Annotated in this window: 11 protein-coding genes; 4 read left to right on the forward strand and 7 right to left on the reverse strand. The window is 53.2% G+C overall.

Annotation, left to right across the window (positions count from 1 at the left end; translation table 11 throughout):
- Positions 1-8 precede the first annotated feature (8 nt).
- The 3 genes from glgX (at position 9) to F3J37_RS22905 (ending at position 5252) form a co-directional block, all read left to right on the forward strand.
- Positions 9-2084, forward strand: a complete 2076-nt coding sequence (gene glgX, locus F3J37_RS22895; RefSeq protein ID WP_166936041.1) for a glycogen debranching protein GlgX — start codon at positions 9-11, stop codon at positions 2082-2084.
- Between the two features lie 256 nt (positions 2085-2340).
- Complete coding sequence (locus F3J37_RS22900) at positions 2341-3978, forward strand: methyl-accepting chemotaxis protein (RefSeq protein ID WP_166936043.1); 1638 nt, start codon at positions 2341-2343, stop codon at positions 3976-3978.
- Between the two features lie 71 nt (positions 3979-4049).
- Positions 4050-5252: an MFS transporter gene (locus F3J37_RS22905; protein WP_166936045.1), complete on the forward strand. Its 1203-nt coding sequence runs from the start codon at positions 4050-4052 to the stop codon at positions 5250-5252.
- 71 nt (positions 5253-5323) lie between these two features.
- Here the strand turns inward: F3J37_RS22905 and F3J37_RS22910 are convergent, their stop codons facing one another.
- From F3J37_RS22910 to fliD, 4 genes are all read right to left on the reverse strand, one after another.
- Positions 5324-5659 (reverse strand): SRPBCC family protein, encoded by a 336-nt coding sequence (locus F3J37_RS22910; RefSeq protein ID WP_166936047.1) that lies wholly within the window; start codon positions 5657-5659, stop codon positions 5324-5326.
- A complete protein-coding gene (locus F3J37_RS22915) occupies positions 5656-5970 on the reverse strand; it encodes an ArsR/SmtB family transcription factor (protein WP_166936049.1) in 315 nt (104 codons plus the stop codon). The genes F3J37_RS22910 and F3J37_RS22915 overlap by 4 nt, the downstream gene beginning before the upstream one ends.
- A 25-nt stretch (positions 5971-5995) precedes the next feature.
- Positions 5996-6604: an ATP-dependent Clp protease proteolytic subunit gene (locus F3J37_RS22920; protein WP_166936051.1), complete on the reverse strand. Its 609-nt coding sequence runs from the start codon at positions 6602-6604 to the stop codon at positions 5996-5998.
- Between the two features lie 146 nt (positions 6605-6750).
- Positions 6751-8169, reverse strand: a complete 1419-nt coding sequence (gene fliD, locus F3J37_RS22925) for a flagellar filament capping protein FliD (RefSeq protein WP_166936053.1) — start codon at positions 8167-8169, stop codon at positions 6751-6753.
- A gap of 340 nt (positions 8170-8509) precedes the next feature.
- Here fliD and licT point away from each other — a divergent pair, with 340 nt between their 5' ends.
- A complete protein-coding gene (gene licT / locus F3J37_RS22930) occupies positions 8510-9373 on the forward strand; it encodes a BglG family transcription antiterminator LicT (RefSeq protein WP_166936055.1) in 864 nt (287 codons plus the stop codon).
- A gap of 30 nt (positions 9374-9403) precedes the next feature.
- On the opposite strand, the gene F3J37_RS22935 is transcribed toward licT, so the two are convergent.
- The 3 genes from F3J37_RS22935 to F3J37_RS22945 all read right to left on the reverse strand — a co-directional run bounded on the left by F3J37_RS22935 (position 9404) and on the right by F3J37_RS22945 (position 13610).
- On the reverse strand, positions 9404-10798 hold the full coding sequence (locus tag F3J37_RS22935) for a glycoside hydrolase family 1 protein (RefSeq protein ID WP_166936057.1): 1395 nt from the start codon (positions 10796-10798) through the stop codon (positions 9404-9406).
- A 15-nt stretch (positions 10799-10813) separates the two neighbouring features.
- A complete protein-coding gene (gene bglF, locus F3J37_RS22940; protein ID WP_166936059.1) occupies positions 10814-12682 on the reverse strand; it encodes a PTS beta-glucoside transporter subunit IIABC in 1869 nt (622 codons plus the stop codon).
- A gap of 205 nt (positions 12683-12887) precedes the next feature.
- Entirely contained in the window at positions 12888-13610 is a 723-nt protein-coding gene (locus F3J37_RS22945) for a YoaK family protein (protein WP_058961215.1), read from the reverse strand.
- Positions 13611-13640 lie beyond the last annotated feature (30 nt).

Genomic DNA, 13640 nt, shown 5'->3' on the forward strand with positions numbered 1-13640 from the left:
AGGAATGAATGTCTAACGCAAAGCCTTTAGAAATTATCGCGGGTTCGGGTCAAACGCTTGGCGCAAATTATGATGGCGAGGGCGTCAATTTTGCCCTGTTTTCAGCGTTCGCCGAGCGTGTGGAATTGTGTCTTTACGATGAGAGCGGTCAGCACGAAATCGCGCGTTTTGATCTGCCGGAAAATACCCATGAAGTCTGGCATGGCTACATTCCCGGTCTGCAGCCCGGTGCACTTTACGGCTACCGGGTGCATGGTCCGTTTGAACCGGAAAACGGCCATCGATTCAACGCCAACAAACTGCTGCTCGACCCCTATGCTCGTGAGCTGCGCGGCGACATCCAGTGGAACGATGCGCATTTTGCTTATGACCTGCTGCATGAAGATAAAGACCTGACTTTCGATGAACGTGACAGCGCGCCCTTTACGCCAAAATGCCGGGTGATCGATCCCAACGAATTTGACTGGCAGGACCGCAATCGCCCGGTTATCCCGTGGTCGCAGACCGTTATCTATGAGACACACGTTAAGGGCTTCAGCCAGTTGAACCCGGCAGTGCCCCCTGAAATGCGCGGCACTTACGATGGCATGAGCAACAAAGCCACCGTCGAGTACATCAAAAGTCTCGGTGTCACCTCGGTTGAGCTATTGCCGGTGCACTGGTTCCCGGACGATCAGCATCTGCTCGATAAAGGGCTGAAAAATTTCTGGGGCTACAACTCACTGGCGTTTTTTGCCCCGGCCTCGCGCTACTTTGGTCCGCGCGGCATTCAGGGCTTCCGTGACATGGTCCGCGCCTTCCACGACGCCGGTATCGAAGTGATCCTCGACGTGGTTTACAACCACACGGCGGAAGGTAACGAATTAGGACCGACGCTGTCGTTTAAAGGCATCGATAACTTCTCCTATTACCGCACCTTGCCGGATCAGCATCGCTACTACATCAACGATACCGGTACTGGCAACACCGTGAACACCTCCCATCCACGCGTGTTGCAGATGGTGATGGATTCACTTCGCTACTGGGCGGAATCGATGCATATCGACGGTTTTCGCTTCGATTTGGGCACTATTCTCGGGCGCGAACCGGAAGGTTTTGATCAGCGTGGCGGCTTCTTCGATGCTGTGACGCAAGATCCGGTGCTGTCGAAATTAAAACTGATTGGCGAACCCTGGGATATCGGCCCCGGTGGCTATCAGGTTGGGGGCTTCCCACCAGGCTGGGCAGAATGGAATGATAAATATCGCGATACGGTGCGTGAATACTGGAAAGGCGACAACGTCTCTACCGACTTTGCTGCACGTCTGCTCGGCTCAGGCGATCTCTATGATCAACGTGGCCGTCGTCCATGGGCCAGCATCAATTTCCTCACCGCGCATGATGGCTTCACGCTCAACGATTTAGTGTCGTACAACGAGAAACATAACGACGCGAACGGTGAAGATAACAACGACGGTCACAACGATAACCGCTCCTATAATTACGGCGCGGAAGGCCCTACCGATGACGAAGGCATCAACGCGGTGCGTGAGCGGCAAAAGCGTAACTTCCTGGCTACGTTATTGTTCTCACACGGCACGCCGATGCTGCTGGCGGGCGACGAGTTTGGCCGCAGCCAAATGGGCAACAACAACGGATATTGTCAGGACAGTGAAATCTCCTGGCTGCATTGGGAAAACTTGCCGGAGTCCGCGGATGCATTACGCGAATTCACTCGCCATCTGCTGGCGTTGAGAGCGAAACAGCCGTTGCTGCGCCGTGAAAACTGGCGCGACGGCATGGATATTAAGTGGTTTAACGCTGGCGGCGGCTTCCAGCAGGAAGACCAATGGGATGAGGGCAGCACGCTTGGCGTCTACATTGGCCGTCCGGATCTGCAAACCGAAGAGGGCATCTGGCACGATGTGTTGATGCTGTTCAATCCGTTTGAAGGCAACGTGCCCTTCCGCATCCCACAATTTGGCGAAGGCGGCTGGGTACTGGAACTCACCACCTCCGATACCGCTAAAAAAGGGCTGGTGATTACCAAAGAGAAGGATTTTGAACTGGAAGGCCGCAGCATGGCGCTGTTTAGAAGGCCATAAATGTCAACTCGTGCCGCTGCGAATTCGAAACAGCGGCACGATGATCACCGTTATCAGGAATCACTACTTTTTACTGGCACTGTGCGTTAGTGCCTAATCGGTTAAAAATGTTGCACCTTCACCCCGAACTTTTCGATCCCCATCACTCCTCGCTAAAAAATAATTAACTAAATCTCGCATTCTGCCGATGGTTATTAATCTGCCCTATTCCCTGATTTTCCTGAACCAGGGGTGCTTTTAGATTAAGGATAATTAGATGAACATCTCCCAGCGTCTCTTGCTGACCCTTTCCATGTTGTTTGGCGCCATCATCCTGCAGGCGATTCTTGCGCTCTCGCTACTGTCAGGATTTCAGGACCGTTTTGAATTTGTGCAAACTAACGCCATTCCTTCGATTAAGGACATCGGCAAACTGATCGATCAAAGTAACCAGCTGGCCATTACGCTGTACAAACACCAGAGCCAGATTCACGACAGCAACATGCCTGCCGTAGAAAAACAGATCGATGAGCAAATCAATGGACTGAAAGCGCTGACCGATTACTACATGGCAAACGATATTTCGAATGAGGAAGACAAACGCCTGACTAACGTCGCTTTTGATAACATCCAGCGCGTTGCATCGCAGTTACCTGCATTTCTTACAGCGTCACGTGCTCACCAGAATGAAGTGAGCCTGAGTTTGCTGGAAGGAGATAGTGGTGTGGGTGCCGCCATTCGTCAGATGATCGCTGATTATCAAACTCAACAGGCACTCAATATTACTGCGGGCGACGCATTGCGCGTCACCAATCAAAGCACCTTCCATTTTGTCTTTTGGGCCACCGTTGCAGGTGTCGCGGCGACAGTGGTGATCTTCGGTCTCTTCTCGCTGTTTACCGTGATGCGTATTCGCCGCAGTTTGGGCGCGGTTGGCAAGGTCATGCTGGCGGCCAGCGAGAACCTCGATCTGACCTTAAGCGCCGATGAGAGCCGGCGAGATGAAGTGGGCAATATGGCACACTCCTTCAATATTTTGATGCAGCGCGTCTCTGAAGCCCTCTCTTCAGTGCGTAAAGCGTCTCAGTCCGTGAGCAGCGCTTCGGTGCAGATTTCAGCGGGTAATGAAGATCTCTCTTCACGCACCGAACAGCAAGCAGCATCGCTGGAGCAAACGGCTGCCAGCATGACGGAACTCAGTGAGACGGTGCGCCAAACGGCGGACAACACCCGGCAGGCGAGCCAGCTGGCAGCCAATGCCAGCGCGCTGTCAGAGAAAAATGGAACCTCGCTCACCACCATGCTGTCGACCATGGACGAGATTCGTGGCAGCTCGCGCAAAGTAACTGAGATTGTCTCGATCATTGAAGGTATCGCCTTCCAGACCAACATTCTGGCCTTGAACGCGGCGGTTGAAGCGGCGCGCGCCGGTGAACACGGCAAAGGCTTTGCGGTGGTTGCCGGTGAAGTGCGCAGCCTGTCTCAGCGCTCAAGCAACGCAGCACGCGAGATCAAAGTGCTGATTGAGGAATCTCATCGTTTGACCGAATCGGGTGCCACGCAAGCCAGTGATGTGGGCCGCAATATGGACGTGATGAATGATGCCATTCACCAGGTGAGTCAGTTGGTGAGTGAGATCGCTGCGGCTGCCGTGGAGCAGAGCCAGGGCATCGTTCAGGTGCAGCAAGCGGTTAATCAGATGGATGATGTTACCCAGCAGAACGCCGCCCTTGTGGAACAAGCCGCGGCCGCTTCGCAATCGCTGCAAGAGCAGGCGGGTAACCTGAATCAGCTGGTCGGTAAATTCCATGTCAGCGATGTCATTGACGTTCCACAGACCATCATCCGTACGCCATCGCACCCCAAGCCACAGCGTTTAGCGGTGGTTAATGACGCCGACTGGCAGAGTTTTTAATCACTGCTTCTCCCCGCGTCGCGCACGCGGGGAGCCTTTCTGTTACCCTTTCCGATAATTTATGGATGGGGATGAATATGGATTTACAGCAACAGCTACGCGGTAAATGGGCGATCTACGGCCTGATGTTTTTACCCGGTTTCACCTGGGCTTCGTGGGTGAGTCGTACGCCTTACATGCGCGATATTCTGCATGCTTCCACGGAAATGATGGGCATGATCCTGTTCGGCTTTTCCTGTGGCTCAATGTTATGCGTTCTGCTGGCAGGCAAACTCATCACCCACTTTGGCACTAGCCGTGTCATGCGTTATGGCTTTGTGCTGCTGCTGAGTGGCGTCGCAGTCATGTTAGCTGCCCTTCTACTGCACAGCGCGTACGGTGTCTTCGCCAGCCTGGTGTTACTGGGCGGAGGGACAGCGTTAATCGATGTCGTGATAAACGTTGAAGGCGCAGCGTTTGAGCGTCTGATTGGCAAATCGATCATGACCACCATTCACGGCTTCTTTAGCTTTGGCACGCTGATTGGTGCTCTGTCGGGTCTTGCTATGACAGCCGCGGATGTCAGCATCACCTGGCACTTTGCCTTCGTGGTGCTGGTGAACCTGCTGATTGTCTCCGCAGCCCTGCGTCATTTACCCGCCACCAGCGACAGCGAACGACATGAACAGGCGCACAGCGGCGGCTTCCTCGCTCAGGTCGGACGCGAGCTGCGCGATCGCCAACTGCTGATCCTTGGGGTGGTGATTTTGGCGATGGCGCTGGCAGAAGGCTCTGCCAATGACTGGCTACCGTTACTGATGATCGATGGTCATAATCTTAATCACACGCAAAGCACGCTGGTGTACGCGGGTTTCACTGCGGGCATGACCGTGGGACGTTTCCTTGGCGGATATGTGGTGGATCGCCTGGGCCGTGTGCTGGTATTACGCGCCAGCGCATTCTCAGCCGCATTGGGTCTGGCGATGGTGATTTTCTCCAACAACCAGTGGCTGGCGGCGGCGGCAGTGTTGTTCTGGGGGATTGGCGCTTCGCTTGGCTTCCCACTGACCGTGTCGGCAGCTGGCGATGGCAAAAACAGCGCGATTCGCGTGACCATCGCCGCAACGCTTGGTTATCTGGCCTTTCTGGTGGGACCGCCAGGACTGGGGTTTATTGGTGAACACGCGGGTCTGCGCATGGCGATGTTGCCGGTGCTGGTGATGGTGCTGCTGGCGTTAGTTTGTGCGGGCGCGGCAGGATCTCGTGATGCGAATAAGGCTGATCAACCCGTGTAAAGCTGGCGGCCTTCGGGCCGCCGGGAATGTACGTTTTGGGAATAAGACGCGCGAAAAAAATTAGCCCGAGGCTATGCCGCCAGCATCAATGGACCATTTTCATCATTAGCGGCCTGCAAATTCAGTTCATCGATGCGATGGACAATAGTCAATCGGGTGCCACCCACGTCATCGGGCGCGATCAGAAACGTCACGTCACTCTTCAGGTAAGGTGGCGCGTCATCACGTAACCGGTAATGGATCGATTTTCCAGGTTCGCAGGCAACAGGTTCAGCCTCCGCTAATACGGCGTTGGGTAGCCAGGCTTCCCGGTACTCCGTAATACTGATAGCGCGCCACACTTTCTCCGGCGGCGCATCCAGTTGATACTCTTGTACCAGTTCGTTGGATTTTTCGGCTTCACTCATTGGTCCATATCCTTCAGCAAACTTTTCAGGGCATCAATGCGTGTCGGCCAAAACGCGCGATATTTGGCTAGCCAGTTGACCAGAAACGTCATGCCAACCGGGTCGACTTCATAGTTCACAAAGCGCCCTTGCCGCTCTTCACGCACCAGCCCCGCACCCCGTAACACCGCGAGATGTTGAGACATCGCCGATTGGCTGATCTCGATCCCGTCGCGCAACGCCGTGGCATTCATGCGCCCCACCGACAGCTTTTCAAATATGGCACGGCGGGTCGGATCCGCCAGTGCTTTGAATATCGCATTTTCAATCATGTTGATGACATTAGCACTGGCTTATTTAAGCAGCAAGATAATGCGCAGCGATCTCTTGCTCGGTGACGATCACTTTCGACACCAAACCGTATTCCACCGCCTGCTCCGCACTCAACCAGAAATCACGCTGAGTATCTTGCTCAATCTTCTCAATCGCCTGCCCGGTGGCATCCGCAAAAATATGATTGAGGCGATTTTTCATGCGCACGATTTCATTGCTGTAAATCTGCATATTGCTGGCGGGGCCTTGCATGCCGCCGGAAGGCTGATGCAGAAGGAAGCGGGTGTTGGGCAACACATAGCGATTTGCTTTGTTGGCGGCGACATAAATCAACGCACCTGCGCTGGCGACACAGCCTGAGCCAATCATGATCACTTCGGGTGTGATAAAGCGTATGGCATCAAAAATCATATCGCCCGATTCAGCATGACCGCCAGGAGAGTTGATGAAGATCGTGATCGGTCGATCGCTGAGAGCGGCGAGGATGTGCAGATGCTGAACCACCTCTTTGGCCATTTTTTCATCCACGGTGCCGGTAATGAAAATCTTGCGTGCGTTGATCAGATGTTCCATCAGCGATGGATTAAGTGGCGGTGCTGCCGGTTCAGAAGGTTCGGTGTTACTGTCGCGCATGGAATCACTCCGCAAAATATGGGGACACCAAACACATTAGCATCTACTTATCTATTAGGCGAGTATGATGCAACGTCAATCGATGACGATGTTAATTAGCAGGGCACCGAAAAGTGCCCTGACACGCCGCTATTGGCGGGGAATAATTATTTTTTGCTGTTGCTGCTGGTCATATTATCAAACTGCTGTGTGAGATAGTTGCTGGTGCTATTCAGTACGCTGACCACTTTATCCAGATTGGTGAACTGAGTTTTGTAGCGTGCGATTTTGTCATCAATGCGTTTACTGGTGGTGTTGTACTGATCGGTCAGCTGGTTCAGTTTTTTACTGATGCTGTCCGTCGCCCCCTGAATCACGCCTTTACTGCTGAGAAACGCGGTAAAAGTGGTATCCAATACCGTGCTGACGCCGGTTTTCTTACCATCACCGGTGTACATATCACGAATGGCGTCAGGCCTGACTTTCAGTGCACTGGAAAGTTTGTCCGCATCCAGCTTCAATTTCCCATCGGTGGGATCAGTGGTAATACCCGCCTGGCTGAGCGTTTTGTAAACTCCCGAACCGGAGGCGTTGGCAAGAATGCTCTTTAACTGGGTCTGGATGTTACGCAGCGTGCCGTCACCCAGCAGTGCACCGTTTTTGCTGTCCGGTTCTTTACCCGCATCCACCGCTGTGTAGCGGGTAAGATTGCCCATCGTATCTTGCAGCGAATTGTAGGCATTCACCCAATCGGTGATGGCGCTTTTCGCCTTGCTGGTGTCAGCGCTGACGGTCAACGTCTGAGTGCCAGACGTCTGATCGTTCAGCTTGAGCGTAATCCCTTCCACGGCGTCTTCAATGGTGTTGCTGCTGCTTTGAATTGCCACATTGTTGACGGTCAGGCTGGCATTTTGCGCTTCCACACTCTGAATCATGTGACTGTTAGCTTGATCAGATTTATCAAATCCAACAAAACCGTGCAGCGTATCATCACCCGTTACGCTTAAAGAGGTCACTGCGTGGTCAGTTCCCGTCGCCTTCGAGGTTAATGACAGACGGTATTCGGTTCCTGACACTTTGATCAAACTGGCGCTGATCCCCACATCGGACTTGTTAATGGTGTCACGCAGCGCTGTCAGGGATGTCTGATCTTTGGTTAACGAAATGCTCTTCTCTTTGCCATCCGCAGTGACAAATGTCAGGGTACGCGATGCCGCATCGCTGCCTAGAGCCGCTTTGACATCGGTTTTCGCATCGCTGGTCAGCGTTTGCGATTGCGCCAGATGATCTACGCTGATGGTGTATTTCCCTGCCAGCGCGCTGCCATTGGTATCCGCGCTAAATGCACTCGAACTGGAAGTGGTACTGGTCGCGGTATAGAGACTCGCATCCTTTAATTTGGTGTTAGCCGTCTGAAAAGCCTGAATCGCGGTTTTAAGTGTGCCGTAAGCAGAAAGCTTCGCCGTGGCGGCAGATTGCTGCTTAGAAATCGGTGTCAGTGACTGTTTTTCAGCGGCGGTCAGCTTATCCAAAATGGTACTTAAACCCAGTCCTGAACCCACACCTAAAGTTGAAATCCCGGCCATGTACGTAACTCCTGTTATTTTGACGTTACGGTACTATCGGCGACTTAACGCAAACCTTTAAGAAAACCTGATCATTTCTTTACTATTTCCTTACGAATATCCTTACAGTTTGCACAACATCAGTGCAGACGCGGCTTCAGGGGCCATTGCCCTGTTTTTCCTCCATTGCTTCGCTACGCAATAAAACATGACGTGTCTCACATTTAACGGTCAGTATGCTTGTCGGAATCACAGAGCGGCTTATGATCTCGCCAGATTGTTACTGCGCGCAAACGCAGGCAAAACCTGACACGCCGCCCTCCCGGTGGGTCAGGTTTTTTCTTTTTCAGGGCTGATAAAAATGAAAATCGCGAAGATCCTCAATAACAATGTCGTGGTCGTACTGGGCGAGAACGGCAAAGAACAGGTCGTGATGGGTCGCGGGCTGGCTTTTCAGAAGCGTGTGGGCGATGCGCTGGATGCGCAGCAGATTGAAAAAGTCTTCGCACTGCAGAGTGACACCCTGACAGGAAGGCTAAGCGAGTTGCTTTCTGATATCCCGCTGGAAGTCATCACAACCAGCGAGTTAATCATCGCCAGCGCACGTCAACAGTTGGGTCAGCCGCTGCATGAGAGCCTCTCGATTGCGCTATGCGATCACTGCCATTTCGCGATTGAACGCCATCAGCAAGGCATTCCGATTCGTAATGTATTGAAGTGGGAGATCAAAACGCTCTACCCCAAAGAGTTCGCGATTGGCATGGAAGCACTGGCACTGATCAACAAACGCCTTGGTGTGACGTTGCCTGACGATGAAGCAGGCTTTATCGCCCTGCACTTAGTCAACGCGCAACTGGGCAGCGACTTTGCCGATGTCTCTCACGTGACGCAATTTATGCAGGAGATTTTGCATATCGTGAAGTATCGGTTGCAGCTGGATTACCGCACCGACAGCCTGAGCTATAACCGCTTCGTTAACCATTTGAAGTTTTTTGCCCAGCGCATGCTGGGCAAACGCGGCGTGTGCAGTGAAGATGAGTCATTGCATGATGTGGTGCGCGACAAATATCCGATTGCTTATCAATGCGCGGTGAAGATCGACAGCCATATCCAGCAAAAATACCTCTATGCCCTCTCGGCGGAAGAGCGCATGTTTCTCACCATCCATATTGAGCGAGTTCGCAAAGAGACGTTAGCGTTGCAGGAAGATGCCGACGAGGCGTAAAAACGGGCGCCAGCGCGCCCGCTAGCGGGTTTATTTCAATGCCGCGCCGTGGCTACGGATCACATCCTGATACCAGAAGAAGCTCTTTTTACGCGAGCGTTCCAGCGTGCCGTTGCCCGCATCATCGCGATCCACGTGGATGAAACCGTAACGCTTCGAGAACTCGGCTTTAGAAGCGCTGACCAGGTCAATCGGTCCCCAGCAGGTGTAGCCCATCACGTCCACACCATCTTCAATCGCTTCCCGCACCTGCACTAAGTGATCATTGAGATACTGGATGCGGTAATCGTCATTGATGCTGCCATCGGCCTCAACCACATCTTTGGCACCCAGGCCATTTTCCACAATAAATAGCGGCTTCTGATAACGGTCGTACAAGATGTTAAGCAGAATACGCAGACCTTCCGGATCAATCTGCCATCCCCACTCTGAGCTGGCAAGATGCGGATTCGGCACCATCGACAAGATATTGCCCTGCGCTTTCTGGTTCTCTTCTTCATTGGTGGTGACGCAACCGGTCATGTAATAACTGAAGGAGATGTAATCCACAGTGTTGCGCAGGTCGCGTTTGTCCTCATCCGTGATGCTGACGGTGATTCCGCGATCGGCGAAGAAGCGTTTCATGTAAGCCGGATAGGCACCGCGCACCTGCACATCACCAAAGAATAACCACTCGCGATTCTGCTGCAGCGTTTCCAACACATCGGACGGACGGCAGCTGAGCGGATAGAGCAACGCACCCAGCAGCATATTGCCAATCTTACCGTCCTTAACAATCTCATGGCAGGCTTGAACGGCGCGGCCGCTCGCCACCAGCTGATGATGAATCGCCTGATAGATCGCCTGTTGATTGCTCTCTCCCGGTAATCCAACGCCAGTAAAGGGCGCATGCAATGACATGTTGATTTCATTGAACGTCAGCCACAGCTTCACTTTATGCTGGAAGCGAGTGAATACCGCGCGCGCATAGCGTTCGAAACAATCAATAGTGATGCGATTGCCCCAGCCGCCGTATTTTTTGATCAAACCGTATGGCATTTCGTAATGTGACAACGTCACTAGCGGAGTGATGTTGTACTTTGCCATCTCATCAAACAAACGATCGTAAAAGGCCAGCCCCTCCTCATTGGGCTGAGCTTCATCTCCCTGCGGGAAAATACGCGTCCAGGCAATCGAGGTGCGCAGAACGGTAAAGCCCATCTCTGCGAACAGCTTGATGTCTTCCGGGAAGCGATGATAGAAATCAATCGCCGTGTCTTTGATGCCAAAATCATTGCCGCTGCGTTCAACGCGCGCGCCAAAAATACCTTTGGGTTGCAGATCCGAGGTCGATAGCCCTTTACCGCCCTCCTGCCAGGCACCTTCCACCTGATTGGCGGCAACGGCGCCACCCCATAAAAATGCATCCGGGAAACGTGTAGTCATTTACTTGCTCCTTGGTTATTTCAGCACGGCCAGCAGCGGCGAGCCTTCACTCACTGCGCTGTTGTTCAGGGTTAATACATCAACAAATTCATCGCTGTTGCTCACCAGCACCGGTGTGGTGAGGTCGAATCCAGCGTTTTTGATCGCCTCGATATCAAACTCCAATAGCACATCGCCCACTTTCACTGGCTGATCGTTTTGTACATGAGGATGGAAATATTGCCCGTCGAGTTTGACGGTATCGAGTCCAACATGAATCAGCACTTCCGCGCCTTGATCTGACGTCAGTCCAATCGCATGTCCGGTGCGGAACATGGAGGAAACTACGCCATTGACCGGCGATACTACGCGGCCCATGTGCGGCAGAATGGCCGCGCCCTTGCCGAGTAAACCGCTGGCGAAAGTTTCATCTTTGACTTTCTCCAGCGGCAACACGTCACCCGCAATCGGGCTCACCACGCTTTCACGGCGCGTTAATGTCGCAGGCGCGGGATCGGCGACGGGTTCAGCCACAACGGGTTGTGCCGCAGACTCTCGTAAACCAAACACATAGGTCATGGCACAGGCGAAAACTAGCGCGACCGCTGCACCGGCAAAGGACGCCAGCACGCTGGCATCAATACCCGTGCTGGGCACGACCTGAATAAACGTGAAAATACTGGGGAAGCCAAAGGAGTAAATAGTGGTGTGCCAGAAGCCCAGAATGGCGGCACCCAGCGCGCCACCGATACAGCCGAAGATAAACGGACGACGACGTGGCAGCGTAACGCCATACACTGCGGGTTCAGTGATACCAAAAATGCTGGCAGTGAATGCCGAGCCAGCCATCGCTTTGAGTTTGATATCACGCGTGCGCAGGAAGATCCCCAATGTCGCGCCCGCCTGTCCTAATACCGCCGGCATCAGTAATGGCAGTAGGGTGTCGTGACCGAAGTTGGCCAGATTGTTGAGCATGATCGGCACCAGTCCCCAGTGCAAACCAAATATCACACAGATTTGCCAGATGGCGCCCATCACCGCACCTGCAACCATGGGGCTGAGGCTGTAAATCCACAGATAGCCCTCCGCCAGCAAGCGGCTGAGCCAGGTGGCTGCTGGGCCAATCGCCAGAAAAGTGAGCGGCACGGTGATTAGCAAGCACACCAGCGGCGTAGTGAAGTTACGCACCGCACCGGGTGAACGCGGATGTACCCAACGCTCAATCAGGCTTGAGACCCAAGCAGCAAAGATAATCGGGATCACCGAGGAGCTGTAATTGAGTATTTCCAGCGGGATACCGACAAAGGTCAGTGGCTTTCCTGCCTGCTGCTGTTGCATCGCTTCAAGTATCAACGGATGCACCAGCGCTGCGGCAATCGCCATGCTGACAAAGGGGTTACCGCCAAATTTTTTCCCGGCGCTGTAGCCGAGCAGAATCGGCAGGAAGTAAAAGAGTCCATCACTGGCAACAAACAGCACTTTGTAGCTGCCGCTGCTCGCGTCCATCACACCGAGCACCAGCGCCAACGCCAGCAGTCCCTTGATGATGCCTGTCGCAATCATCACACCAATAAAGGGTGTAAAAATGCCGGAAACCAGATCGATAAAACGGGCAAACAGGTTTTGTGGCGTAGTGTCCTCCACGTTATCGGCATGGTCGAGGGCATAGCGTGCCGTTAACGCGCGGTAGACCTCCGCAACCTGGTTGCCGATCACCACCTGATACTGTCCCCCGCTCTCCACCACCATGATCACGCCAGGATTATTTTTCAACTCGGCGGTATGCGCTTTTTGGCTCTCTTTTAATTTGAAGCGCAGGCGCGTTGCGCAGTGCATCACGCTGATAATGTTATCTTTTCCCCCCACGCCAGCCACAATGTCATCTGCCAGTTCCTGATATTGCATCTTCCTTTCTCCTGCAAAACGCCTCAAATTTCGCGCAAAAAAAAACCTGAGGCGCGCCCTCTGCTATCGAGAAAGGGCGCGCCTCAGGTTTTGCCTGCCGAACAGTAACAATCCTTAATGACGGTTATCTTGCTGAGCATTGCCAAAAAGTAGCAAGCAGTTTTCAAAAATCGCGCTGAAATGTGTGAAGCGCGTCAATTATTGTTCAGGAGTGCAGCGCATGCCCGGCACGTTGTAATGCTGACAAAGCGAGGGCAGATAGCATCACACCAATCAAAATTAACAGTTTATAGCTCAGCGCGTTCAGCAGCAGAATACCCAGCACGCCGCCGAACAGGAATGCCATCACCGTGAAGAAGTGCAGTTTTAAACGCTCGATATAGAGCGGCGCATCTTTCGGGGATTCTTTACGGCGTAGCACATCAAACAACATGGCCAACTCAATGCCAATGTCGGTAGCGGTACCGGAGACATGAGTGGTGCGCACGCGTGCGTTGGAAATCCGGGTCACCACGGCGTTTTGTAATCCCATCAAAAAACTCAAACTGAGCACCAGCAATACGCCCGATTCACTAAAGCTGAACCAACTCTCAATGACGCCCAGCGCGAATAGTGCCACGCCTTCCAGCAGGATGTTGATGGCATAAATCCCGCGAATTTGTCGCCTGCGTCCGGAGTTGATAATCAGGGTCGAGACAGAAGAACCCGCTATAAAGAGCAGCACGATGAGCAGGAAGAACAATCCGACATGCAGATTTGCTTTCGCCAGATGATCGGAAAGTGACGAGACGTTGCCCGTCATGTTGGCAGAGAAAAAACCGACGGTTTCAAATGCAGCTGTGTTCAGCGCGCCCGCCACAGCCGCCAGCGTGCAGGCGAGTCGGGTATCCGTATTAAAAGTGCGCGTGTTTTCGGAGGTGATCAGCATGGCTATTCCCGGCCCTGGCAAAGGGGAATA

Source organism: Candidatus Pantoea communis (assembly GCF_011752685.1).
GTDB classification, from domain to species: Bacteria; Pseudomonadota; Gammaproteobacteria; order Enterobacterales; family Enterobacteriaceae; genus Pantoea; species Pantoea communis.